This window comes from Kitasatospora sp. NPDC001539, from assembly GCF_040298565.1.
In the GTDB taxonomy this organism is placed as follows: domain Bacteria; phylum Actinomycetota; class Actinomycetes; order Streptomycetales; family Streptomycetaceae; genus Kitasatospora.
Window position 1 is genome coordinate 1 of record NZ_JBEPAK010000096.1, and the last position, 24,864, is coordinate 24,864.

Below are 24,864 nucleotides of genomic sequence, written 5' to 3' on the forward strand. Positions count from 1 at the left end.
CTTTCCCACGGCGGCCGACCTGGCCTCGTGGGCCGGCGTCTGCCCCGGCAACCACCAGTCCGGCGGGCGCAGTGGCAGCGGCAAGACCCGGCACGGAGATCCCTGGCTCAAGGCGGCCCTCGGCCAGGCCGCCGTCAGTGCCTCGCGGACCAAGGACACCTACCTCGCTGCCCGCTACCGACGCCTGATCGCCCGGCGCGGCAAGAAACGTGCCCTGGTCGCCCTGGAACACTCGATCCTCACCTCGGTCTGGCACATGTTCACCCGCGACACCGACTACGCCGACCTCGGCGGCGACTACTTCCTCGAACGCACCGGCCGGGCCAGGCAGACCCGACGCCTGGTGAGCCAGCTCAACCAACTCGGCTACCAAGTGACCCTCCAAACAGAAGGAGCTGCCTGACCAGCGGCTACGGACAAGGGACAGGGGATTTTCGAATCAGGAGTCGGTGGTGCGGAGGCGGGGCAGGGCGTGGGGGTGCTCGTCGCGCAGGTGGGCGAGGAGGTGCTCGCGGACGTCGAAGCGCAGTTGGGCGGCGTCGTCGGGGGTGCGGGCGGTCATGGTGGCGCGCACGACGATGGTGCTGGGGGTGGTGTCGGTGACGTTGAGGGCCCACTCCGCGCCGTCCCAGAGCGGGTGCTGCTCCAGGTGGGCGTGGAGGGCGGCGCGCAGCTCGTCGACCGGGGCGGTGGGGTCGAGGTGGAGCAGGACGGCGGCGAGCAGGCCCGGGTCGCGGCGGGTCCAGTTCTCGAAGGGCTTGCTGACGAAGTAGGAGACCGGGACGATCAGCCGGCGGTGGTCCCAGAGCCGGACCACCAGGTAGGAGAGGGTGATCTCCTCGACGGTGCCCTGCTGGCCCTCCACCACGACGGTGTCGCCGATCCGGACGGTGTCGCCGAAGGCGATCTGCAGGCCGGCGAAGAAGTTGCCCAGGGTGCTCTGGGCGGCGATGCCCGCCACGATGCCGATGATGCCGGCGGCGGCGAGCAGGCTGGCGCCGACGCTGCGCATGGCGGAGAAGGTCAGCAGCATCACCGCGATGGTGACGACGACGATCACCGCGCTGACCACCCGGCGCAGCATGCCGATCTGGGTGCGGACCCGCTGCACCCGGGCCGGGTCCTCGGTGACCGTCTCGTAGCGGCGGAGCACGGCGTCCAGGAGGGCGGCCACCACCCGGACGGTGAGCCAGCCGAGCGCGGCGAGCAGGAGCAGCAGCACCAGGTGGTGCGCGCCGGCGTCGTCCTTCAGGTGGAGGATCCGCTTCGGCGGGTCGGCGACGAGCAGCAGGGCCGTGACGACGGTGAGCTGGAGCGGGAGCCGGCAGCGGCGGAGCAGTGACCAGACCGGGGCTTCGGGGTGGCTGGCGCTGATCCGCTGGAGGACCTGGTCGACGATCCAGCCGATCGCCAGGGTGGCGGCGACGACGGCGAGCAGGGTGATCAGCGGCCAGATCACGGGACCTTCTCGGGGTGGGGGAGCCGGGTGAGCCGTACGATACCGGCGCATAGCCGTATGAAACGGGTAAAAGGGGCGGCGGCTTTATCGGACGCCTACCCGGGCGGCGGATACGATCAGCCCCCATGGAGTTCGGTGGGGCATGGCGTCGCTGGCGGGGCCGCGGCAGATCGGTGCGGCGCAGGGTGCTGGCCGGGGCGGTGGCCCTGGTGGCGGTCGCCGGGATCGGCACCGCGGCGGTGGCCTCGAGCGGTGAGCAGGCGGTCCATCAGGAGGATCGTTTCCTCGCCATGCCGGAGACGCCGGGCAGCGCCCAGCAGGTCCAGCTGGACACCTCCTTCTTCACCACCGGCACCACCCCGCGCCCGGCGGTCCTGCTCGCGCACGGCTTCGGCGGCTCCAAGGAGGGCGAGCGGGACCGCGCCCAGCAGCTCGCCCGGCAGGGGTACGCGGTGCTGACCTGGTCGGCGCGCGGCTTCGGCCACTCGGGCGGGAAGATCGGGCTGAACGCGCCCGACCGCGAGGTCGAGGACGTGAAGCACCTGGTGGACTGGCTGGCCCAGCGGCCCGAGGTCCGGCTCGACGGGCCCGGCGACCCCCGGGTCGGCATCACCGGCGCCTCCTACGGCGGGGCCGTCTCCCTGCTGGCCTCCGCCTACGACCACCGGATCGACGCGGTGGCCACCCAGATCACCTGGTGGAACCTGGCCGACGCGCTGTTCCCGCAGGGCGTGCAGGGCTCGGGTGCGGCGGACGGCGTGTTCAAGAAGCTGTGGGCCGGGATCTTCTTCACCACCGGCTCGGCGGGGGACCTCGGGCCCTCCGGCGGGGCGCCGCGCGGCGGCACCGGCCCGCAGCCCGACGCGGCGGACGGGCCGGTGGGCTGCGGGCGGTTCCTGGAGTCGCTCTGCGGGATGTACGACCGGATCGCCACCGCCGGGCACGCCGACCCGGAGGCCGTCGCGCTGCTGGAGAAGTCCAGCCCGTCCTCGGTCGCGTCGCAGCTCAAGGCGCCCACCCTGGTCGTGCAGGGCCAGCAGGACTCGCTGTTCCCGCTGGACCAGGGGGACCGGATCGCGCGGGCGGTGGCGGCCAACGGCGCACCGGTCGCGGTGGACTGGTTCGCCGGCGGGCACGACGGCGGGACGGACACCAGCGCCCGGGTCGACGACCGGGTGACCGCCTGGTTCGACCACTACCTGCGCGGGAGCGGCAACGACACCGGCCCGGCCTTCCGGGTGACCCGGACCGGTGGCGTGGACTCCACCGGCTTCCAGGCCGTACTGCGCGGCGCCTCCGCCGACCGCTACCCCGGCCTGGCCGGGACCGGCAGCCGCACGGTCGAGCTGGCCGGCGGCGAGAAGCCGCTCGCCAACCCGCCCGGCGGGGCGCCGCCGAACATCTCGGCGCTGCCGGGCATCGGCGCCCTGAGCCAGGCCGCCTCGCTCGGGGCGGGCCTCTCGCTGGACTTCCCGGGGCAGAGCGCCGCCTTCGACTCGGCGCCGCTGGACACCCCGCTCGACCTCAGCGGGCAGCCGACCGTGCCGGTGAAGGTGACGGCGGACCGCCCGGACGCGGTGCTGTTCGCCAAGCTGTACGACGTCGGGCCGGACGGCAAGGCGGTGCTGCCGCAGCAGCTCGCGGCCCCGCTGCGGGTGACCGGCGCGGACGCGGGCGCCACCGTGACCGTCAAGCTGCCGGCCGTCGACCACACCTTCCCCGCCGGACACCGGCTGCGGCTGGTGCTGGCCTCCACCGACCTGGCGTACGCCTCGCCCGCCGAGCCGGCCGCCTACCGGGTCGCCCCGGCCGGGCCGCTCACCGCGCCGACCGACGCGCAGCTGGTCACCGAGTCGGCGCCGCTGCCCGCGCGGACCTGGCTGCTGCCGGTGGCGGCCGTGCTGGTGGCCGCCGTCCTGGTGCTGCTGCCGCTGGTGCGGCGGCGGCGTCCGGCGGCCGCCGGGCCGGAGTTCGACCCGGAGCTGGCCGCGGTGCCGCTGCTGATCAGCGGCCTCAGCAAGCGCTACAAGGGCGCCCAGGACCGCTACGCCGTACGGGACGTGGGCTTCCGGGTGGAGCAGGGCCAGGTGCTCGGCCTGCTCGGGCCGAACGGCGCGGGCAAGACCACCACGCTGCGGATGCTGATGGGCCTGATCCGGCCGGACGCCGGGGAGATCCGGATCTTCGGGCACCTGGTGCGCCCCGGGGCGCCGGTGCTCTCGCGGGTCGGGGCCTTCGTCGAGGGCGCGGGCTTCCTGCCGCACCTGACCGGGCGGGCCAACCTGCGGCTGTACTGGCAGGCCACCGGGCGGCCCGAGGAGGACGCCCGCTTCGACGAGGCCCTGGCCATCGCCGGGCTCGGGGAGGCGCTGGACCGCGCGGTGCGGACCTACTCGCAGGGCATGCGGCAGCGGCTGGCCATCGCGCAGGCCATGCTCGGCATGCCGGACCTGCTGATCCTGGACGAGCCGACCAACGGGCTCGACCCGCCGCAGATCCGCGAGATGCGCGAGGTGATGATCCGGTACGCGGCCGGCGGACGGACCGTCATCGTCTCCAGCCACCTGCTGTCCGAGGTCGAGCAGAGCTGTACGGACCTGGTGGTGATGCACCGCGGGCAGCTGGTGACGGCCGGGCCGGTCGGCGGGATCGTCGGCGCCGGCGAGTTGCTGATGATCGGCGTCGCCGACAGCTGCGACCCGGAGTCGGTGGTCGCCAAGGTCGGGGCGCTGGCCGGGGTCGGCTCGGCGGAGGCCGTCGAGGGCGGACTGCTGGTCCGGCTGGACGGCCTGGCGGCGAGTGAGCTGCTCGCGGAGCTGGTGCGGCTGGGGGTGCCGGTGGAGAGCGCCGGGCCGCAGCGGCGGTTGGAGGACGCGTTCCTGTCGTTGATCGGAGGTGCGGCGTGAGCGACGTCGCGACGGACCACGCCCCGGGGTACCGGGCGAGCCGGACCCTGCCGCTGCGGGTGGAGGCGATCCGGCAGTTGCGCCGGCGCCGCACCCTGGTGATCGGTGCGGTGCTGGCCGCGATGCCCTTCGTCATCCTGGCCGCGTTCCAGATCGGCGGGACCCCGGGACGCCCGGACCGGACCACCTTCATCGACCTGGCCACCTACTCCGGGGCGAACTTCGCCGTCACCATGCTGTTCGTGGGCACCGGCTTCATGCTGGTGATCCCGGTCGCGCTGTTCTGCGGGGACACCGTCGCCTCGGAGGCCAGCTGGTCCTCGCTGCGCTACCTGCTGGCCGCGCCGGTGCCGAGGGCCCGGCTGCTGGCCCGCAAGTTCCTGGTCGGGCTGGCGTTCTCGGCGGCGGCCGTGGTGATGCTGCCGGCGATCGGGCTGGTGGTCGGCACGGCCGCGTACGGCTGGGGGGACCTGAAACTGCCCACCGGGGTCACGCTGCCGGCCGGTGAGGCGCTGCCCCGGATCGCGCTGGCGGTGGCGTTCGTCTTCCTCAGCGAACTGGTGATCGCCGCACTGGCCTTCTGGCTGTCGACGGCGACGGACGCGCCGCTCGGAGCGGTCGGCGGGGCGGTGTTCGTGTCCATCATCACCGGGGTGCTGGACGCCGTCACCGCGCTGGGCGGCCTGCGGGAGTGGCTGCCGGCGCACTGGCAGTACGCGTGGGCGGACGCCCTGCAGCCGCAGTTGGAGTGGGGCGGCATGCTGCAGGGCGTCTCGCTGTCGTTCTCGTACGCGGTGGTGCTGCTGGCGCTGGCGTTCCGCGGGTTCGGGCGCAAGGACGTGGTGTCCTGAGGAGCGGTGTCCCGTCGGGGGTGCTGGGACGAGGGGCGTCCTGACGGGGACTACGGCAGCCGGATCGGGGCGGGCAGCAGGGCGCGGGCGGGCACCGGATGCCAGCGGCCGTCGTCCCCGACCCGGCCGAAGGCCTGGTCGCCGAAGTGGAACGCGAAGCCGTAGGTGTGCGGCCGGCGCAGCTCGGCGAGCAGCGTCCGGCGGGCCCTGAGCACCTTGTCGACGTCGGTGTCCGGCCCGGACGGCCACTCCGGGTGCGCCACCTGCGCCGGGGTGTGGAAGGCGTCGCCGAACACCAGGATCCGCCGCCCGCCGCCGGCCGAGACGACGAAGGTGGTGTGGCCCGGGCTGTGGCCGGGCGTGATCAGCGCGGTGACGCCGGGACAGACCCGCGCGCCGTCGTCGAAGCGGCGCAGCACCTTCGACATGGGCAGCATGAAGTCGTCCCAGGACGGCGCCCCGACCTTGATCCGGTGCTCCCAGAACGGCTCCCACTCGGCGCCGGCCACCAGGTAGCCGGCGCGCGGGAACGCCTTGCGCGGTGCCCGGCCCGGGGCGGTGGTGAAGCCCATGCCGGTGTGGTCGGTGTGGAGGTGGGTGAAGGCCACCGTGTCGACGGTCTCCGGCCGCACCCGCAGGGCCCGGAGGGTGCGCAGCAGCGCTCCGCCCCGGGAGACGCCGAGCGAGGGCGGGAGCAGGTTGGCGCCGAGGCCCACGTCGATCAGCAGCCGGCGGTGGCCCCGCTCGACCAGGAGACCGCCCGCCGAGGCGGCGATCCGGCCGGAGGGCGCCACCTCCTCGGGGTGCTGCTCCCAGTAGGAGGACGGGACGGCGGGCAGGAAGCCGGTGCGGTCCAGCTCCATGGCGGCGTCGACGACGTAGGTGAGCCGGACGTCGCCCAGGGTGAGGCTGCGGACGGCGGACTGGTCGCCGAGCGAGCCGGTCGAGGGGTGGCCGGGCGGGTTCTCGCCCCGGGCTTCGGCCTGGGGGAGTCCGCCGGCGAGCGGGACGGCCAGGGCGGCGCCGGCGACGACGGCGGTGCGCAGCACGCCGCGCCGGGAGGGGGCGTTCTGCTGGTCGGGTGGCTCTGTCATGGTGGGCCTTCTCGTGTGGGGGTTGCTGGGGCTGTGGGGGCCGGTGGGGGGCTGACGGGGTTCGCGGACCGGGGTTCAGCCGGTGTTGCGCAGGCCGGCGGCGATGCCGTTGACGGTCAGCAGCAGGGCCCGGCAGAGCGTGCGGTCGGGCTCCTCGCCCGCGGCGGCGGCCTCCCGCTGGCGCTTCAGCAGGGCGACCTGGAGATAGGAGATCGGGTCGAGGTAGGCGTCGCGGACCGCGAAGGTCTGCTTCAACACCGGCTGGGCGGCCAGGAGTTCGCGCTCGCCGGTGATCCGCAGCAGCTCGCCGACGGTCAGGTCGTGCTCGGCCTCGATCGCGGCGAAGACGTGGTGCAGTTCGGCGGGCACCAGGGTCTCGACGTAGTGCCGGGCGATCCGCAGGTCCGTCTTGGCGAGGGTCATCTCCACGTTGGAGACGAAGTTGCGGAAGAAGTGCCACTGGTCGTGCATCTCGTCCAGCACCTCGCCGAGGCCCGCCTCGCGCAGCGCCCTCAGCCCGGAGCCGACGCCGTACCAGCCCGGCACGATCTGGCGGGACTGCGTCCAGCCGAACACCCAGGGGATCGCCCGCAGGCCGTCCAGTCCGCCGCCGGAGTCGGGGCGGCGCGAAGGCCGGGACCCGAGGTGGAGGTCGGCGAGCTGGTCGACCGGGGTGGACGCGAGGAAGTAGGCGGGCAGGTCCGGGTCCTCGATCAGGGCGCGGTAGGCCTCGTGCGCGGCGTCGGAGACGACGTCCATCGCGGCGTCCCAGCGGGCCCGGGCCTCGTCCGACTGGCGGGGCGCGGTGTGCAGCGCGGAGGCCTGGAGGGTGGCCGCGACCGTCAGCTCCAGGTTCTCCCGGGCCAGCGACGGCACCAGGTACTTGTCGCTGATCACCTCGCCCTGCTCGGTGACCTTGATCTCGCCCTCCAGGGTGCCCCAGGGCTGGGCGAGGATCGCGTCGTGCGAGGGGCCGCCGCCGCGGCCCACGGTGCCGCCGCGGCCGTGGAAGAGCCGCAGCCGCACCCCGTGGCGGTGGGCGACGTCGCGCAGTCGGCGCTGGGCGCGGTGGATCTCCCACTGGGAGGTGGTGATGCCGCCGAACTTGGAGGAGTCGGAGTAGCCGAGCATGACCTCCTGGACGTCCCCGCGCAGGGCGACCAGGGCCCGGTAGGAGGGGTCGGAGAGCATGTCCTCCAGGATGGTGTCGGCGGCCTTCAGCTCGTCGGTGGTCTCCAGCAGCGGCACGATGCCGATCCTGGCGGTGCCGGCGTGGAGGTCGATCAGGCCGGCCTCGCGGGCCAGCACCGCGGCGGCGAAGACGTCGTCGGCGCCCTGGCACATCGAGATGATGTACGACTCGATGACCTCGGGGCCGAAGGTGTCCAGGGCCAGGCGGACGGTGTGGAAGACGCCGAGGGTCCGCTCCCCGGCGCCGTCCAGCTGCGCCGGGCCGAGCAGCCGGCGGGAGGTGAGCTCCTTGGCGAGCAGCCGCTGCCGGTAGTCGCGGGGCATCTCGGCGTAGCGCCAGGACTCCTCGCCGAGCCGGTCGACGAACTGGCCGAGCACGTGGTGGTGGGCGTCGGCGTGCTCGCGCACGTCCATGGTGGCCAGTTGCAGGCCGAAGGCGGCGAGGGTGCGGATCGTCCGGTCCAGCCGGCCCTCGGCGAACAGGCCGCCGCGGTGTTCGCGCAGCGAGGTCTGCACCAGGGTGAGGTCGCGCAGCAGTTCGGCGGTGCCGAGGTAGTCCCGGCCCTCCTCGTGCGGGCCGCCCTCGGCGAGCCGGCGCCTGGTGTTCAGCAGCTTCTGGCGGATCGCGGTGACCTTGAGGCGGTACGGCTCCTCGGAGTTGAGCCGCTTGTAGCGGGGGCTGATCTCGGGCAGGCGGGCGAGGTCGTGCTCCAGCGAGCCGAGCAGTTCGGCGGTGGCCCCGGTGTAGCGGATGGAGTTGGACAGCAGGCCGCGCAGTTCGTCGACCGTCGCGAGGGCGTCGTTGATGCCGTGCTCGTGCTGGAGGATCAGGACGTCCCAGGTGACCTCGGGGGTGACGTTGGGGTTGCCGTCGCGGTCGCCACCGATCCAGGTGCCGAAGGTCAGCGGCCGGGCGCGGTCCGGGAGCCGGACGCCGACCCGGCCCAGTTCGGCGGTCAGGTCCTCCAGGACGTCGCCGACCGCGCTGGCGTGCAGCTCGTCCAGGTAGTAGATCGCGTTGCGGGCCTCGTCGGCGGGTTCGGGGCGGACCACCCGCAGCTCGTCGGTCTGCCACATCAGGTCGATGGTCTCGGCGAGCCGGGCGTCGTGCCGCCGGCGGTCGGCCTCGGGGACCGGGGCCTCCAGCAGCTCGGCGATCCGGCGCAGTTTGGTGAGGACGGAGCGGCGGGCGGCCTCGGTGGGGTGGGCGGTGAAGACCGGGCGGACGTTCAGGCGCTCGACGGCGCGGGCCAGGGCCTCCGGCGCCTCGCTCGCCGCCTGCTGGACGACGCGGGCGAGGGCGGCGCCGGCCCGTTCCCTGGCGGCGCGCAGTTCGCGGCCGCGGTGCACCTGTTCGGTGACGTTTGCCAGGTGGAAGTAGGTGGCGAGGGCGCGGACCAGTCTGGCCGCGGTCGCCGGTTCGACGCCGCGCAGCAGTTCGGCGGTGGCCTCGCCGTCGGTGCGGCTGAGCAGGCGGACCTGCTCGACCAGGCCGAGCAGTTCGGGGCCCTCCTGGCGGACCAGGGTCTCGTCGAGCAGGTCCGCGAGGTGGCGCAGATCCGCGTGCAGGGCGGCGTGCGGGTCGGTACGGGCGTTCATGATGCTCCTGATCGGGGAGTGGTGAAGGTCCGTTCACGGCGTCAGCAGGTCCACCGGGTTGGCCCAGGTGATGGCCCTGACCTCCCGGCTCGTCAGGCCGGCGGCCCGGAACCACTGCGCGCTCAGGTCCAGCCATTCCTTCACGTCCGGCTGGTCGGGCTGTCCGAGGTCGGAGCTGAACAGCACCCGGGGGTGAGAGTGCACCAGCTCGCCGAGGTGCCCGGCGTCGCGGTGCCCCAGCAGCAGGGTCAGCGCGGTGATCTCGACGTACAGGCCGGGCACCTGGGACAGGTCGGAGAGGTCGTCGGGGGTGAAGCCCGACATGGGGTGGGTGGCGTGGGTGAGGAGCAGGCGCGGCAGGTCGAGCCGGACCGCCTCGTCCACGACGCGCAGCACCGCCTCGCGGTCGCTGTGCCCGGTGGCCACCGCGACCGGCAGGTCGCGGGCCGCCCGGAGCACCTCGCGCACGTCCCGGCGCAGCCGGCCGTCGTCGTCGAGGACGGGACGGGTCCGCCACCGCTCGGGGTCGAGCAGGGGGTGGAACGGGGTGCGGCGCAGCGGCGAGGCGTGGGTGTGGCCGACCAGCGTCGGCAGGTGGACGACCAGGCGGGCCGGGCTGTCCGGGCCGTGGGCGTAGACCGCCTGTTCCACGGCCCGGGGCCGGACGCCGCCGGCCAGCTCGTTGAGGACGAGCGTCCCGGAGACCGGCAGCCCCTCCTGGCGGGCCTCCCAGGCGCGGGCGGCGGTGGAGCTGAGGTGGCTCTTGAGCACCACCCAGCCGCCGACGTCCCGGTAGGCCCGGCCCGCGTCGTGGGAGGTGAGGCGGCGGCGGTAGAGGTCGGGGCCGGCGTGGTAGTGGAGGTCCACCACCACGCTCCCCGCCGGGTCAGGCACGGGACCGCTGGGCGCCGCCGTCCCAGGGCTTGGCGTAGCCGTACGTGCGGCGGGCCTCGTCGAGCCGCAGGCCGGCGTCGACGGCCCCGGCGATGGCGTTCTCCGTCCGCTCGACGCGTTCGGCCCGGTCGGCGACCTCGGCGGCGTGTTCGGCGGGGACCACCAGGGCTCCGTTGTCGTCGGCGACGACGATGTCGCCGGGCCGTACGGTGACCGCGCCGATGACGACGTCCCGGCCGGTGGCGGCGAGCTGCACCCGGTTCTTGCCGCTGACCATGGTGGCGCCGGTGCTGAACAGCGGGTACCCGGCGGCGCGGATCTCGGCGATGTCGCGGGCCGAGCCGTGCAGGGCGGTGCCGCGCACGCCGCGGCGCTGGGCCAGCCTGGTCAGCAGCGAGCCCCAGTTGGTGCAGCTGGTGCTGCCGGCGTTGTCGACGACCACGAAGGAGCCCTCGGGCACGTCGTCCAGGTAGTCGGCGGCGTTGCGGAAGCCGTCGGCGGTGCTGTCGACGCTCTGGTACGTGACGGTGAAGGCGCGGCCGGCGGCGCGGGCACCGGGCACCCGGGGGGCGATGCCGGCCAGGACGCCGCCGACGCCGAGGCTGTCCAGTGCGTCGGAGACGGAGGCGGTGTCGAGGCGGGCGAGCCGGTCGACCACGTCCTCGGGGGCGCGGTCGGCGGTGGCCTGCTCGGCGGCGGCCTGCTCGGCCGAACGGGGCTCGGCCGAGCTGCCTTCGGCGGGGCGGTCCGCGGCGAGCTGTTCGGCGACCGCCCGGGCGACCTCGCGGGTGCCGCTGCTGCCGCCCATGTCGTAGGTGACGGTGGTGCGCCGCCTGGCGACCGCGCGGACCGCCGCCCGGAGTTCGCCGCCGGGGACGGGCAGGCCCAGGTGGTCGAGCATCTGCGCCACGGTGAGCACCATCGCCATCGGGTTGGCGCGGTCCTGGCCGGCCATGCCGGGGGCGCTGCCGTGCACCGGCTCGAAGTAGCTGCCGTGGTCGCCGATGTTGCCGCTGGGAGCGAGGCCGAGGCCGCCCATGACGCCGGCGCCGAGGTCGGAGAGGATGTCGCCGAACATGTTCTCGGCGACCAGCACTCCGAAGCGCTCGGGCCGGCGGACCAGCCACAGGGCGACGGCGTCGACGTTGAGGATCTCGGTGGCGATCTCCGGGTACTCGCCGGCGATCAGTTCCAGGCGCTCGCGCAGGTGGTTGCCGCTGTGGCGCAGCACGTTGGGCTTGTCGGCCAGGGTGAGCCGGTCGTAGCCGTGCGAGCGGGCGTACTCGAAGCCGTGGCGCAGCAGCCGGTCCATGCCGGAGCGGGTCTGCAGCCGCAGCGTGACGCTGGTCGAAGCGGGGCCGGAGGCCTGGGCGTTGGGGTGGTCGCGGACCAGCGCCCAGAGCGCGTCGTCCAGCCCGTGGAAGTCGTAACCGGCGTACAGGCCCTCGGTGTTCTCGCGGATCACCGTGAAGTCGAAGCGGCCGTCGACCAGGTCGGCGACCGGGCGGATGTTGGCGTACAGGCTGAGCCGCTGGCGCAGCTGGATGACCGGGGAGACGAAGGTGCGCCCGGTGCCGCGCAGGCCGTCGGGCAGTTCGGCCTCGGCCTCGCGCAGCGGCTTGCTGGTGATGGCGCCCAGCAGGCAGGTGTCCGTCTCCTCCAGGAGCTTCCAGGTCCGCTGGGGGACCGGATCGCCCTCCTGGCGCCAGCACTCCCAGCCGATCTCGCCGAAGCGCAGGTCGAGCGGGAGGCCGAGCCGGTCCACGACGTCGAGGGCCGCGGAGGTGACCTCCGGTCCGATGCCGTCGCCGGGGAGGACCGCGACGCTCTTCATGTGGTGAGTCCCTTCTCCCGCAGGAAGGCGCCGACCAGGTCGGACACCTCTGCGGTGCGTTCGAAGTGGGGGCGCATGCCGGCCCCCGCGATGACGTGCACCCGGTGGTGGCCGGCCGCCGCGGTGTGGCGGCGGCCGACCAGCTGGGAGTGACCGCCGACGATCTGCAGCAGCGGGCCCGGGTGGGCGCGCACCGCGTCGGTCAGGTCGAAGCCGCGGAGCATCCGCATCCCGGCGGCGAGGCGGCGCCCGGCCTCCGGGTCGTGCGGTGCGGGGGTGTCGGCCCCCGGTGCGGGGCGGCGGCCGTGCGGCTGGACGCGCCGGTCGAGCAGGGCCAGGGCCTCGCCGGAGCGGCCGCCGGCGGCCAGGTCGGCGATCTCGCCGAGCCTGGCCTCGAGGACGGCGTCGCTGCGGACGGGGCCCGAGACCAGCAGCGCCGCGGTGTGCGGGGCGAGGTCGGGCAGCAGCGCCTGGGCGACCGCTCCGCCGAGGGCGTTGCCGCAGAGCAGGTCCACCGGGCCGTAGCGGCCGAGGCGTTCGCGCCAGCGGGCGGCGAGGGCGGCCAGCGAGTCGGTCCCCTCGTCCACGGCGGACAGGGTGTCCACCACCGTCACCCGCAGGCCGGCCCCGGTGAGGGCCCGGGTGACGGGGGCGAAGAAGGCTCCGCCGTCCCAACCGGGGGTGACGGGGGCGAGGACGAGGGCGTGTGCCGCGCCGGCGGCGGTCTCCGGTCCGAAGACCGCCGCCGGTACGGTCCGTCCGGTGGTCGTCACCGGACGGTGGCGAGGGTGCGCGCGGTGGCGATGCCCTCGTGGTGGCTGCCGCCCGTCACGTCCTTGCGGTGCTCGACCGGCAGGTCGTAGCGGCCCAGGACGAGGTCCGGCAGCGGGAGGGAGGGGGTGCCCTCCGGGACGGTGGCGAGCAGCAGCTCGGCCAACTCCAGGGCGTGGCCCAGGTGGAGGCGGGCGGAGGCCTCGGCGTCGGTGCGGTCGAGGTGCGCCAGCCACTGTTCGGCGATCAGGTTGCCCGGGCCCTTGCCCATGCCCTGGATCGAGGAGTCCATCCAGGTGGCGCCGGCGGCGACCGCGCTGATCGCGTTGGACAGGGCGAGGCCCAGATTGTTGTGGGCGTGCAGGCCGACCGGGCCGCCGGTGACCGACTTGGTCAGGGTGGTGAGGTCGGTGGTGTCCACCGGGGACAGGCTCCCGTTGGAGTCGGCCAGGTAGACGAACTCCGCGCCCGCGTCGGTGGCGGCGGTGGCCACCTCGACGATGCCGCGGCCCGACCACTGGCTTATTCGGGCGAAGTTGACGCCGACGGTGTACCCGATCTCCTTGGCCTGGCGGATGTACTCCAGGCCGAGCTGGTAGCCCTTGGACGGCAGGATGATGCGGACCAGGCGGGCCCCGGCGGCGTACATCGCGGGCAGGTCGTGCTCGGTGATGTTCTTCGGGTGCAGGATCATCGCGACCCGCTCGGGGCCGATCTCCCGGGCGACGGCGGCGATGAAGTCGTCGTCGCCGCGGCCGGTGAGCCCGAGGTTCGGGATCGGCACGAGCGAGCCCTTGCGGTAGGCGATCTCGATCCAGTCGAAGCCCGCCTCGACGCTGAGCCTGGCGTGCTTCAGCGCGTAGTCCAGGGGGAAGTTGAAGCCGTTGCGGTAACCGCCGTCACGGAGGGTGACGTCGATGTTGACGATGCTCACGGTTCCTCCAGGTGCTGTGGGTTGGGGTGGCTCAGGCCTGGTGCTGGGCCGCCGCGTGGTGCGCGGCGAGGCGGCCGAAGATCAGCGAGCGCAGGACCGAGGTGGCCGGCGGGTAGGCGTGGTAGAAGAGGCCGGTGGCCTCGCCCGCCGCGTACAGGCCGGGGATGGCGGTGCCGGACGGGGTGACCACCCGGCCGTGCAGGTCGGTGCGGACGCCGCCGTAGGTGAAGCAGATCGCGGAGGTCACCGGGACGCCGATGAACGGCGCGGTGTCCAGCGGGGTGGCCCAGTTGGACTTCTTCGGCTCGATGCCGACGGTGGCCTTGCCGTCCAGCCGGGTCGGGTCGAACTCGCCGGGGCCGACGGCCGCGTTGAACTCGGCGACCGTCTTCTCCAGCGCCTCGGCGTCGATGCCGAGCTTGCCGGCCAGCTCCTCCAGGGTGTCGGCCTGCTCCGGCGGCACGTCGCTGAGCAGCGAGGTCATGATGCCGGGGATGGCGAGGGTCTTGGCGTCGGCGATCCAGTACGCCTCCTGGTCCTGGTTCTTCCAGATCTCGTAGCCGACGTGCTCGAAGGTGTTGTCCCAGGTGTCGCGGCCCTCGTCGAAGAAGCGCTCCATCCGGCGGTTGACGAAGATGCCGGTGGCGAAGCCGTAGAGCACCGAGTCGGCCTTGTTCGTCCGGGTGTCGACGGGCTCGGCGTGGATGCCGTCGAACTGGCCGGCGGTGTCGGCGCCCAGCTCCAGGGCCATCCGCAGCGCGTCGCCGCGGTTGTTGGTGATGCCGGGGGCGATCAGCGGCAGGTCGCAGGCCTTCTCGCCGACGTAGCGGGCGAGCATCTCCGGGTTGCCCTGGAAGCCGCCGCAGGCCAGCACGACGGCCCGGCCGGTCAGGCGCCGGGTCCGACCGTCGGCGCCGCGGACCAGCACGCCGTCGACGGTGCCGTCCTCGGTGGTGGTCAGGCGCAGTGCCTCGGTCCGGTAGTGGATGTCGACGCGCGGGTCCCGCTCCAGGGCGGAGCCGAGGTGCTCGACGATGGAGGCGCCGCCGCCGCGGGGGCTGGCCGGCTTGGCCATCGACGGACGGCCGGCGGCGAAGGTGTGCGGCAGCGGGAAGTGCTCGAAGGCGATCTCGACGCCGTGCTTCTCGACGAACTCCAGGGTCTGCTTGGTCTCGCGCTCGACGGTGCGGCAGTACTCGATGTCGGCGAGGCCGCCGGAGACCCGGCTGACGTGCTCGGCCCAGTCGGTGTCCAGCTGCTTGTCCTCGTCGATCCGCAGGAAGGCGCCGGTCCAGCGGGTGGCGCCGCCGCGGTCCTCCTCGCTGGAGCGCTCCAGGATCGCGATCCTGGCCGGGGTCTCGCGGCCCTCGGTGGCCTCGGCGTAGGTCAGCGCGGCGGACAGGCCGGCGGCGCCGAAACCGACGACGATGAGGTCGTACCGGGGCTGGGTGGTCGCGTCGGACATGTGCTTCTCCTCGGGTGGGGCTGAAGGGTGTGTGCGGGTGGGGGCTCGGTGGGCTCAGCGGTTGGGCGTGATGACCCGGCTGGTGCGGTAGAGCCGGAACTTGGCGCCCGTGGTGGTCTCGGCGAAGGCCTGGTAGCGGCGCATGAACTCCGGGTCCTGGAAGATCGCGTCGAACTCCGCCCGGCTGGACCAGGCCGCGAAGTTGACCATGGCGTCGCCGTCGACGCTGGTCAGCAGGCGGGAGCCGCGGAAGCCGTCGGCGGTGGCGGCGACGTGGTCGACGGCCGAGGCGAGCGCGTCCACGCTGGCGGGTGCGTCGTCGGTGGTGGCCACGTTGATCAGCAGGACGCCGTCGTCCGGCACCGGGGAGGTGATCACGCCGGGGCTGGCGTTGCGGCCCTCGAAGGAGAGCTGGGCGTACGAGGCGATGCCCAGCTTGTGCCACGGGTCGCTCTCGATCAGCTCGCGCACCTGGATGTCGTCGAGGTCGGCGGTGATGACGACGGCGCCGCCGTCGGGCCGCGGGCCGCTGAGCAGGATGCGGCCCTGGTCGGCGTGTTCGCGCAGCCAGGCCTTGTGCTCGGCCATGTGGGCGAGAACGGTCTCACGCGGGGTCAGGTACGTGAGGGTCAGGACGTGGATCAACGGGTCCTCCGGGTGGGTGTGGACGGAACGGAACAGGACGGAGCAGGACGGAACGGAGCAGGGCGGAACGGAGCGGACGCCGGGCCGCGGGAGCCGGGCAGCGGGTCGGCGGGGGCCGGGTGCAGGGCGGGGCGGGCTCAGGCGGTGGGGACGCCGAGGCGCCGGGAGAGCCCGGAGAGGATCCGCTCCGCGTCGGCGACGACGCCGTGGACGACCTGGGCGGCGGGCTGGATGTCCTGGATCTGGTCGAGGTTCTCGCCGACGAGCATGGCGCGCTGGGTGGTGTCGTCGCGGGCGACGGCGGCGTTCCACGCGGGCTCGATCTCGCCCCGGCGGGCGGCCAGTTCGGCGTCCCGGCCGGTCCAGGTGCGGGTGAAGTCGTTGGCCACGGCGCGGGCGGTGTAGACCTCGTCCCACGGGATGCCGCGCACGACGTCGAAGGAGCGGGTGTTGACGGTGTCCGCGGTGCGGGCGTAGAGCAGGTGGGACCTGAATCCGGCGGAGGCCAGCGACTCCTCGGTGGCGGCGAACCGGGTGCCCATCATCACGCCGTCGGCGCCGAGGGCGAGCGCCGCCGCGAGGCCGCGGCCGTCCGCGAAGCCGCCGGCGGCGACCACCGGAACCCGGCCCCGGGTGACGTCCAGGACGGCGGGGATCAGGGGCAGGGTGGCGCGGGAGGCGTGGTGCCCGCCGGCCTCGGCGCCCTGGGCGACGATCACGTGGGCCCCGGCCCGCAGGGCGAGGGCGGCCTGGTCGGGGTCGTGCACCTGGACGACGACCTTGGATCCGGCCTCGGTCGCGGAGGCCACGTACTTCTGCACCTGCGTCGCGCTGCCGAAGGAGAGCTCGACCACCGGCGGGGCGTAGCCGAGCACCTTCTCCCACAGTCCGGGCCGCTCGTCGAAGGTGAACATGACGCATCCGACGCCCCAGACACCGCCGGTGCCGGCGGCCTGCGGCAGGTGCTCGTCGATGAACGCCGGGTCGCCGTAGCTGACGCCGACGAGGCCGAGGCCGCCCGCGGCCGTCACGGCGCCGGCCAGCCGGCCTCCGGTCACCCCGCCCATCGGGGCGCAGACGACCGGGTGGTCGATGCCGAGCAGTTCCGTCAGCTTGGTCGAGATCACGATGCTCCCTTGGTCCGGTTCGATGGCATGGCGCGGTCCGGCCCGGCGGGCCGAGAGGACGGGGTGGCGCGGCGAATTCGACGGTGAATTCCGCGCGGTGGGGGCGGGGCGTTCCCACGGATTCGGAACCGTTTCCGGAAAGGAGCCCGCGTGGTGCTGAGCCGTGCGGCGCCGTGTCGTGCGCGCCGTGTCGGCGTCGCGTCGTGCGGTTCGGTGCCGCGCTCTGGTGAAGACATTAGCCGCGGCATTCGAACGGCGTCCAAGACGTAAACCGTGTGACTGCCATAAGGGGGCGCTATACCGGCTGGGTGCCGGGTGGGTGGGGAAACGAAAAGGCGTGCGATCCGGGTTCGGGGGAGGCCCGGATCGCACGCCCGTCAGGGGGTCCCGGCGCGAGGAGGCGCAGGAACAGCGGGGGGGGGATCAGTCGGAGAGGAAGAGCCAGCCGCGCTCGGCGGCCACCTCCCGGAGGACGCGCGCGGTGTGGCCGTCGCGCAGCGCGGTGACGGCGAGGCGCTCGCGGGGCGGGCGGGCGGCCGGCAGTGGCCGCCAGACCAGGTGCGGCTCCCCCTCCACGGCGCGGCGCGGGCGCAGGGCCACCAGGTCGGGGGTGGTCCGCAGGGCGTGCAGGAACAGGGCGTGCTGGTCCTGGTCGACCGGGTGCAGCACCGAGTTCCAGCCGAGCCGGGCCAGGTGGGCGGGGACGGACTGGGCGAACCCGGGCGCGCAGCCCTCGTCGTACCAGAGCAGGCGCTGGCGGGTGAGGTCCCGCAGGGTCAGTTCGGTTCTGGCGGCGAGCGGGTGCTCGCGCGCCATCACGACGCCGAGCGGTTCGTCCCGCACCACCGCGCGCACCAGGTGCGGCATCGGGACGGGCAGTCGCACGATGCCGAAGGCGATCTCGCCGTGCTGCAGCAGCTCGCCCTGGTCTGCCACGTCCACCGAGCGCATCCGCAGTTTCGCGCCGTGCTGGTGGCCGCCGTGGGTGCGGCGGCCGGAGAGCCCGTGCTGCACTTCGATGAGGACGTCCGCGGGGACTCCTCCGCACACGCCGACCTGCCACACCTGGGGTGCCGGGGCGACGGCGGCGATGGCCGATCGGAGCTGGCCGGGAATTCCCTGGATCTCCCGGAGGAATGCCCGGCCGCCGGCCGTCAGTTCAACGCCGCGGGAACTCCGGATGAACAGTGCGGCGCCGATTCTCTGTTCCAGTCGTCGGATTTGCTGGCTGAGACTCGGCTGGGAAATCCGGAGTTCCTGGGCGGCGGCCGAAACGGTGCCGGCACGGACCACGGTCAGGAAATACCGGAGGTGCCGCATGTCGAAATCGTCGACCTCCCGCGCGTCGGTCATCGCGCGGAGCAGGGCGCCGTCGTCCGGGTCCGGTCCGGGGGCGGCGAGGCCCGTGCGTGTCGGGGTGCGTCGACCCGTCCACTCGTCCAGCACGCTCATCGGCTTCCTCCAAGCGTCGTTGCCCTGCCGAGCAGGGATGCGCCCTGCCGACCCCGCGCCCCGTCGAGGCCCGGAGTCAGCATGACACAAGAATTCGTTCCAGAAGGTATGTTTTACGGGCCCGAAACGGCGCCGTTGCCTCCGGCGGCGGAATCCGGCCGTCCGCCGGCCGAAAGGGCCGAGAACAGCAGTCGCCACAGCGGCTCCCCGCCGGGCGCGCCCACGCTCTCGGCGAACCCGGCGGGCGCGCTCAACAGCCCGTACATCACGATCATCAGCAACTCGGCGACGAGCCGCGGCGAGTGGCCGGGGAAGCCGCAGTCGCGCTGGGCCCGGCGGACCAGGTCCGTCAGGGTGCTGCGCATGTCCGCCAGGACGCCGGAGAGTGCCCGGGCCAGGTGCGGGCAGTCCGCGGCGAGCCGGAGCGCGGCCCGCAGCCGCACGTCCGACCGCAGCCGGTCGGCGAAGCCCACGACGACGCCCTCCAGGACGCGCCGGGCGTCGGCGCCCGGCGCGTCGTACTCGGCCCGCAGGCTCGTCCAGGTCTGCCGGGACTCGGCGATCAGCGCACCGGCGAGCGACTTCTTCGAGGGGAAGTGCCCGTAGAGCGCGCCCTTCGTCATGCCGATCCGGTCCGCCACCGCGTTGAGCGTGGCGCTGCTGTAGCCCTGCGAGGCGAAGACCTCCGCCGCGGCCGTCAGCACCTTCTCCCGTGTGCGCAGCGCCCGTTCCTGCTTGGCCATGTTCGTACCCTCCGTCATCAACGAGAGCACATACATACCATCGGGACGGAATGGTGTCGCAGCCTTCCGGTCCGCCGGACTGATCATGCGTGCTCCGCCTCCAGCGGGCCCCGGCCGGCCGGGATCACCGGCCAGCCGAGACGTCCCGCGTGCTCGTTCAGCAGCGGGGAACCCCCCACCACCACCGGTCGCCCCACCGCGCGCAGCAGGGCGAGGTCGCTCTCGTGGTCCCCGTACGCGAAGCAGTCGGCCGGGTCCGCGCCGTGCTCGCGCATCAGCCGGACGGCGGCCTCGGCCTTGGCCCGTCCGATCATCGGACGGCGCACCTCGCCGGACAGCACGCCCGCGGCGTCCACCAGCAGCTCGGTGCAGACCAGCACCGAAGCGCCCAACTCCTCGGCCAGCACGGCGAGGAGGGGACGCATCGAGCCCGAGACGAGCACGACCGCGCGGCCCGCGGCCCGGTGCTCGGCGACGGCGGCGAGGGCGGGCAGCACGAACGCCTCGGCGCCGCGGCGGTACTCCTCGTACCAGCCGCGGCCGGCCGCCTCCAGCTCCTCGAGCGGCACGCCCGCGTACCGCCGGTAGTACCGGCGGTTGAGCGCCTCGCGGTCCGGGGTGACCGCGGCCTCGGTGGCCAGGTCCGGGAGGTCGGCGGCGACCCGGTCGGGGTGCCGGTCCCGCCAGTACCGCCAGAAGGCGAGCGGGCTCTTCTCGGCGATCACGGTCTCGTCCACGTCGAAGAAGGCCAGCGCGGGGCGCACCCGCGGCGGCGCCGCCGTCATCGGTCGCCCCGGGCGGCCAGCGCCGCCTCCAGGTACGCCCCGGCGGCCGTCTCGACGTCCAGGGCGCCGTGCCCGGCCGCGGTGGTGACGTCCCGCCAGGCGCGCTGCACCCGGCTGTGCGCGGACTGGCCGCGCAGGCCCGAGGCGTGGAAGAGCTCGTCCACCGCGTCCCGGCACAGGGCGGCGGCGGTGGCCGCGTCCCGGCGGTTCTCGGCCACCGAGAGCGGGGTGACGGCGCCCCGGTCCGCGCGGTCGGCGGCGCACTCCAGCAGCAGGCCCGCCGCGTGGATCCGGGCGGACGTCCCGGCCAGCAGCAGGCTCCGGCCGGGTCTGCCCGACGCGCCCGCCCCGCACTCGTCCGTCCAGGCCGCGAGCGCCGCCCGGGCCGCCCCCAGCACCGGCATCGCGAAGATCAGCCCGGCGACCATCGGGTACGGCACCCGGTGGCAGCGGGCCGCGTCCGGCAGCGGGCTCAGCAGGGCGCTCAGCGGGAACGAGCGGTGCGCGGGGACGACGATCCCCTCGCCCGTCACGCTGTTGCTGCCGCTGCCCCGCAGGCCGACCGGGTCCCAGGTGTCGCGGACGGTCAGCTCGGCGCGCGGCACGGCGAAGATCCGGTGCTCCCGGCCGCCGTCCGGCCCCCGCGTCCAGGAGGCCAGCAGCACCCACTCGGCGTGGTCGACCCCGCTGGCGGTGCGCCACTCGCCGTCCAGCCGCCAGCCGCCGGCCACCTCGGTGGCCCGGCCCTGCGGCGGGACGACCGACGCGGCGATCCGCACGTCCGGGCCGTCCGTCCACAGCTCGCGCCGGCCCTGTTCGGGCAGGTAGGCGGCGAGCCGGCCGTGCGCCGCGAACAGGGCTGCGCACCAGCCGGCGGCGGCGCAGGCCTCGGCGACGGCGGAGGCCTCGGCGAGCAGCCCGGCGAAGGTGCCGGCCCTGCCGCCCCAGCGGGCCGGGACGAAGTGGCGCGGGAAGCCCGCGTCGACCAGGGCGGCGGCGACCTCGGGCGTGAGCCTGCGCTGCTCCTCGGCGGCGGGGGAGTCGCGGCGGGCCAGTTCGGTGAGCAGGGTCAACGCCTCCTGGGCGCCGGTGGTGTTCGGCCGGTCCGGTGTGCGGCCGGCGACCGGAAGGCCGGTGGTCGGGGTGGTGAGGCCGGTGGCCGGCGGGGTGGTGACGGCGCCGGTCGGGGGAGTGCCCCCGGGAGAAGTGGTCAGCACGCCGTCCCCAGCAGGGCCCGGGCCGGCTCCGCCGCGCCGCAGCGGACGGTGGCGCCGGCGAGTTCCCGCTCGCCCTGGTGGGCGCGGAGGGCGAAGGTGCCGCGGCCGCGCCCGGCCGGCTCGGCGGTGATCGACACCGGGGCGTCCAGCTCGCCGAAGGCCGTGAACCTGACCGTGAGCAGCGTGACGCCGCCCGCGCCCGGTCGGCGGTCCGCCGCGGCCACCCGGCCGGCCTGCCGGAACGCCTCCACCAGCGCCATGCCCGGGATGTGGTCGGACTCGTGGTCGAACAGCACCGGGTGGTCCCGGTCGAGCCGCAGCCACCAGGCGTTCCACCGTGCCGGATCGGCGGCGATCAGCACGTCCCGTTCGGCGCGCTGGCCGACGGCGGCCGGCTGCAGCGGAGTGCCGGGCGGCTCGGGCAGCGGCGCGGTGGTGGGCTCGCCGCCGCCGCGGCGGCGCAGCATGGCGTAGCGGCCGGGCTCCATCGGCTCCCAGCACAGCCGGGTTCTCCCGATCAGTCGGTGCCGGACCAGCACGTCGGCGTCCAGTTCGAGGCGCAGGCGGCGCGAGCCCGCGGCGGGGCGGCGGCAGATGACGTCGAGCCCGACGGCGAGGCCCTGCGGACCGACCGGTGGAAGCTCCTCGGAGAGGTCGACGGAGGCCTCGCCCAGGACGAACGGCAGCCCGTGGGGGACGTCGAGGAAGCGGTGGGACAGGTGGATGGCGGTCTGCCGGGTGGTCTCCGCCAGCAGCACCGGATCGGCGACGGAGCCGCCCTGGTGGGAGAGGTAGTGGTCGCGGTCCCAGCGGGCCGCGACCGCGAAGCGGTCGTCGCCGAGCCGTTGCGAGTCCGTCAGCAGCACCTCCGCGTCCGCTGCCTTGTGGACGGACGCGCGGTGGACGCGCTGTCTGAACTCCATGCTCTTCCAGTGGTGTTCCGGCCCCGGTCGGCCGGTCATCAGTTCAAGTCCAGGCATGACGTGCATGAGCGGATCCCCCTCCTGGCTCGCCGTGCCAGCCCATGCGCCGGTATCGTCCCGACGCGGCACGTGGCGACGTCGAGAAATATACCTTCAGGAAGGAATATTGAGGGGTAGATTTTTGACACCCGCCACGACCGAGCAGAACTGCACACGACCGAGCACCACCGACCGCGGCAGGCAGGCCGTCCCCACCACGGCGCCATGCCGACCGACCACGGAGAGTTCCTCATGCTGGAGCCGCAGACCATCCCCTTCACCGCGCCCAAAACCCCAGTTCGGCGGGGTTCCGATCCGAAGCAGGAGCGTTCCGCCAGGACCCGGCAGCGGGTCCTGATGGGGGCCGCCGAGCTCTTCACCGAACGGGGATTCCGTCAGACGTCGGTCAAGGACGTCGCCGACCGGGTCGAGATGACCAAGGGCGCCGTGTACTTCCACTACCCGACCAAGGAGGCCCTGGCCGTGGCGATCGTCGAGGAACACTACGCACGTTGGCCGAAACTGCTCGATGAGGTGGCCCTCGAGGGGCTCGGACCGATGGAGACGGCCGTCCGGATGCTGGACCGGGCCGCCGTCGCGTTCCAGGACGACGTGATCGTCCAGGCGGGTGCCCGGCTGCAGATCGAGCGCCCGCAGATCGACGCCGAGCTGCCCACCCCCTACGTGGACTGGATCGCCCTGCTGGAATCCCTGCTGACCTCCGCCCGGGAGGCGGGCGAACTGCGCCCCGAGGTGGTGCCGGCGAACGCGGCGCGCTCCCTGGTGTCGGCGTTCTTCGGTTCGCAGCACGTCTCCGACGTCCTCAGCGGACGGGCCGACGTGGTGGAGCGCTGGCGGGATCTGAGCGGTCTGCTGTTCCGGGCGATGCGGACGGAGTGAGCCCGCCCCGTCCGCACCGCCCCTGCGCCGGGAACGGCGGGCGCCCGCCGGCCGTGGGCGCGGCGGGTGTTCGCGGCCCGGAACGACGGACGCCCGGGCGGTGGTGCACCGCTGGTCAGCCGGTGCACCGCCGCCCGGGAGGGCGTGCCGTCTCGTACGGCCGGTCAGGCCGGGTCCGTCACCTGGCGCTTGGTCGCGAGGACCACCAGGCCGCCGATCACCGCGAGGGCGGTCAGCACGGCGCCGAAGATCGTGGCGCCGTTGGTCAGGCCCACCGCGTCGCTGAGGTAGCCCGCCGAGACGGGCAGGACCCCGGCCGGGATGTAACCGCCCACGTTGAGGGCGGCGTTGGCCTCGGCGAGCCGCTGCGGCGCGATGGTGGAGTTGAGCAGCGACAGGCCGCCGAGCTGCCCCATGCCCTGGCCGGCGCCGGCCAGCAGCGCGGCGACGATCAGGACCGCGACCGCCTCGGAGTGCACGGCGATGATCAGCGCGACCATGCTCAGCGTGGTGCTCACCGCGCCGGCCGTCAGGATGGCGCGGCGGCGCAGCTTCTGGACGGCGAACTGCACACCGGTGGCGGTCAGGAACATCACGAAGGCCATGGCCCCGGCGACGATCCGGTTGGTGGTGCCGAGCAGGCCGGACAGCAGCGAGGGGCCGAGCGAGAGCACGAACGAGGTGGCGGTGATGCCGGGGGCGAACACCGCGATGCCGAGGGCGAGTTGGCGGCCGTTGCCGCTCGGGACGCCGGGCACCCGGATCCAGGCGCCGGTGCCGCGGCTCTCCGGACGGCGCACCGGCATCCGCAGCACGACCAGCACGGCGGTGGCCAGCACCACGGCCTCGACGACGAACACGGTGACCGTCGGCCCGGGGGCCAGCTCGGAGAGCACACCGGCGAGCAGCGGGCCGAGGCCGGCGCCGAAGACCATCGCGCAGGAGGCGAGCAGGGCGGCGATCCGCTTGCGCTCGGGACCGGCGACGTCGGTGACCGCGGCCATGCCGGCCGAGACCACCGCGCCGACCGCGATGCCCGTGAACAGGCGCGCCACGATCAGCGCGGCCACGCTGGTGGCGGTTCCGAAGATCAGGCAGGCGGCGAGTCCCAGGGCCAGGGCCGGCAGCAGGACGGGCTTGCGGCCGATCCGGTCGGAGACCACGCCGGAGACCAGCAGCGAGCCGATCAGGCCGACGATGTAGAACGCGAACACCACGGTCAGGGTGCCCTTGGAGAAGCCGATGTCGTGCTGCCACAGCACGTAGAGCGGCGTGGCGGCGTTCGAGAGGACGAAGACGGCGGTGACCGGCCAGGCGGCCAGCCAGACCCACCACAGCGGCGCGGTGGGCTTCGCGGCGGTGGCCTCGGCGGCGGTGGTGGTGGCCTCGGCGGTCGCGGTGCGCTGCACCTCCTCGACGGCCTGGACGGGTGCGGTCCTGGTCTTGGGCATGGCGGTTCCTCCCGGTCTGACTGTTGGCTCTCCAGCAGTACGAGTCGAGTCGAACTTAGCATGCAGTACGATAGAAGTCGTACTACATAGGAACCGAGTTATGAGGAGTCGAGGAGCTGCCTATGCCTACGACCACGGCCGACGCACCCGCCTTCAAGGTGCTCCCTGAGCCGTCCGACCTGCCCGAGCCGCTGGCCGAGCCGGCCGTCGACGAACTGCGCCTGGAGAACGTGCTGGGCGCGCTCAGCGACCCGCTGCGGCTGACCATCGTCCGCAAACTCCTGCTGGAGTCCGAGGACTTCGACCACTCCTGCGGCTGGTTCGGCCTCGACCGGCCCAAGTCCTCGCTCACCCACCACTTCAAGGCCCTGCGCGAGGCGGGGGTGACGCGCCAGCGCCAGTACGGGCTGGAGCGCCGCAGCCACGTGCGGGTCGACGACCTCAACGCGCGCTTCCCCGGGCTGCTCGACCTCGTGGCGGCCTGGACCCCGCCGGCTCCGCGGGCCCCGCAGGCCTGACCGGCGCCCGGCCCCCGGCGGACAGGGCCGCCGGGGGCCGCGGCTCCCGCCCAGGCTTCCGCCGCA

General features: G+C 74.1%; 21 protein-coding genes. 5 read left to right on the forward strand and 16 right to left on the reverse strand.

Features of this window, described 5'->3' with window-relative positions:
* Positions 1-403: transposase (locus tag ABT247_RS17045; protein WP_350743552.1), on the forward strand; the 403-nt coding region annotated here is incomplete at its 5' end.
* A 36-nt stretch (positions 404-439) separates the two neighbouring features.
* Here the strand turns inward: ABT247_RS17045 and ABT247_RS17050 are convergent.
* Entirely contained in the window at positions 440-1,459 is a 1,020-nt protein-coding gene (locus ABT247_RS17050; RefSeq protein WP_350743555.1) for a mechanosensitive ion channel family protein, read from the reverse strand.
* A gap of 125 nt (positions 1,460-1,584) precedes the next feature.
* Here ABT247_RS17050 and ABT247_RS17055 point away from each other — a divergent pair, with 125 nt between their 5' ends.
* Together ABT247_RS17055 and ABT247_RS17060 are read left to right on the forward strand one after the other, a co-directional pair.
* Entirely contained in the window at positions 1,585-4,365 is a 2,781-nt protein-coding gene (locus ABT247_RS17055; RefSeq protein WP_350743558.1) for an alpha/beta fold hydrolase, read from the forward strand.
* A complete protein-coding gene (locus ABT247_RS17060) occupies positions 4,362-5,216 on the forward strand; it encodes an ABC transporter permease (RefSeq protein ID WP_350743560.1) in 855 nt (284 codons plus the stop codon). The genes ABT247_RS17055 and ABT247_RS17060 overlap by 4 nt, the downstream gene beginning before the upstream one ends.
* Positions 5,217-5,266: 50 nt before the next feature.
* Here ABT247_RS17060 and ABT247_RS17065 read toward each other — a convergent pair whose 3' ends face one another.
* The 14 genes from ABT247_RS17065 to ABT247_RS17130 form a co-directional block, all read right to left on the reverse strand.
* The gene (locus tag ABT247_RS17065; protein WP_350743562.1) at positions 5,267-6,310 is read right to left on the reverse strand and encodes an MBL fold metallo-hydrolase; all 1,044 of its coding nucleotides are present in this window, start codon (positions 6,308-6,310) and stop codon (positions 5,267-5,269) included.
* Between the two features lie 75 nt (positions 6,311-6,385).
* Positions 6,386-9,100 carry a phosphoenolpyruvate carboxylase gene (ppc, locus tag ABT247_RS17070; RefSeq protein WP_350743565.1) on the reverse strand — a complete coding sequence of 905 codons (2,715 nt, stop codon included), beginning with the start codon at positions 9,098-9,100 and terminating at the stop codon, positions 6,386-6,388.
* Positions 9,101-9,133: 33 nt separating this feature from the next.
* Positions 9,134-9,967: a DUF6282 family protein gene (locus tag ABT247_RS17075; protein WP_350743567.1), complete on the reverse strand. Its 834-nt coding sequence runs from the start codon at positions 9,965-9,967 to the stop codon at positions 9,134-9,136.
* A 19-nt stretch (positions 9,968-9,986) separates the two neighbouring features.
* The gene (locus ABT247_RS17080) at positions 9,987-11,828 is read right to left on the reverse strand and encodes an isocitrate/isopropylmalate family dehydrogenase (protein WP_350743570.1); all 1,842 of its coding nucleotides are present in this window, start codon (positions 11,826-11,828) and stop codon (positions 9,987-9,989) included.
* The gene (locus ABT247_RS17085; protein WP_350743573.1) at positions 11,825-12,601 is read right to left on the reverse strand and encodes an alpha/beta fold hydrolase; all 777 of its coding nucleotides are present in this window, start codon (positions 12,599-12,601) and stop codon (positions 11,825-11,827) included. Before ABT247_RS17085 ends, ABT247_RS17080 begins: the two co-directional genes overlap by 4 nt.
* Positions 12,598-13,533 (reverse strand): hydroxymethylglutaryl-CoA lyase-like TIM-barrel protein, encoded by a 936-nt coding sequence (locus ABT247_RS17090; protein WP_350743575.1) that lies wholly within the window; start codon positions 13,531-13,533, stop codon positions 12,598-12,600. The genes ABT247_RS17085 and ABT247_RS17090 overlap by 4 nt, the downstream gene beginning before the upstream one ends.
* Positions 13,534-13,564: 31 nt before the next feature.
* Positions 13,565-14,998 carry an FAD-binding protein gene (locus tag ABT247_RS17095; protein WP_350743577.1) on the reverse strand — a complete coding sequence of 478 codons (1,434 nt, stop codon included), beginning with the start codon at positions 14,996-14,998 and terminating at the stop codon, positions 13,565-13,567.
* Positions 14,999-15,052: 54 nt separating this feature from the next.
* The gene (locus tag ABT247_RS17100; protein ID WP_350743579.1) at positions 15,053-15,643 is read right to left on the reverse strand and encodes a YciI family protein; all 591 of its coding nucleotides are present in this window, start codon (positions 15,641-15,643) and stop codon (positions 15,053-15,055) included.
* 137 nt (positions 15,644-15,780) lie between these two features.
* A complete protein-coding gene (locus tag ABT247_RS17105) occupies positions 15,781-16,770 on the reverse strand; it encodes an NAD(P)H-dependent flavin oxidoreductase (RefSeq protein WP_350743581.1) in 990 nt (329 codons plus the stop codon).
* Between the two features lie 423 nt (positions 16,771-17,193).
* A complete protein-coding gene (locus ABT247_RS17110; RefSeq protein ID WP_350743583.1) occupies positions 17,194-18,222 on the reverse strand; it encodes a LysR family transcriptional regulator in 1,029 nt (342 codons plus the stop codon).
* A gap of 113 nt (positions 18,223-18,335) precedes the next feature.
* On the reverse strand, positions 18,336-18,983 hold the full coding sequence (locus ABT247_RS17115; RefSeq protein WP_350743584.1) for a TetR family transcriptional regulator: 648 nt from the start codon (positions 18,981-18,983) through the stop codon (positions 18,336-18,338).
* A 65-nt stretch (positions 18,984-19,048) separates the two neighbouring features.
* Entirely contained in the window at positions 19,049-19,750 is a 702-nt protein-coding gene (locus ABT247_RS17120; protein WP_350743585.1) for an HAD family hydrolase, read from the reverse strand.
* Positions 19,747-20,967, reverse strand: a complete 1,221-nt coding sequence (locus ABT247_RS17125; RefSeq protein ID WP_350743586.1) for an acyl-CoA dehydrogenase family protein — start codon at positions 20,965-20,967, stop codon at positions 19,747-19,749. The genes ABT247_RS17120 and ABT247_RS17125 overlap by 4 nt, the downstream gene beginning before the upstream one ends.
* Positions 20,961-21,947 carry a ScbA/BarX family gamma-butyrolactone biosynthesis protein gene (locus tag ABT247_RS17130; RefSeq protein ID WP_350743587.1) on the reverse strand — a complete coding sequence of 329 codons (987 nt, stop codon included), beginning with the start codon at positions 21,945-21,947 and terminating at the stop codon, positions 20,961-20,963. The genes ABT247_RS17125 and ABT247_RS17130 overlap by 7 nt, the downstream gene beginning before the upstream one ends.
* A gap of 207 nt (positions 21,948-22,154) precedes the next feature.
* Here ABT247_RS17130 and ABT247_RS17135 point away from each other — a divergent pair, with 207 nt between their 5' ends.
* On the forward strand, positions 22,155-22,829 hold the full coding sequence (locus tag ABT247_RS17135) for a ScbR family autoregulator-binding transcription factor (RefSeq protein WP_350743589.1): 675 nt from the start codon (positions 22,155-22,157) through the stop codon (positions 22,827-22,829).
* Between the two features lie 164 nt (positions 22,830-22,993).
* Here ABT247_RS17135 and ABT247_RS17140 read toward each other — a convergent pair whose 3' ends face one another.
* Positions 22,994-24,280 carry an MFS transporter gene (locus ABT247_RS17140; RefSeq protein ID WP_350743591.1) on the reverse strand — a complete coding sequence of 429 codons (1,287 nt, stop codon included), beginning with the start codon at positions 24,278-24,280 and terminating at the stop codon, positions 22,994-22,996.
* Positions 24,281-24,402: 122 nt separating this feature from the next.
* Here ABT247_RS17140 and ABT247_RS17145 point away from each other — a divergent pair, with 122 nt between their 5' ends.
* Positions 24,403-24,798 (forward strand): ArsR/SmtB family transcription factor, encoded by a 396-nt coding sequence (locus ABT247_RS17145; RefSeq protein WP_350743593.1) that lies wholly within the window; start codon positions 24,403-24,405, stop codon positions 24,796-24,798.
* The last annotated feature ends 66 nt before the right edge of the window (positions 24,799-24,864 follow it).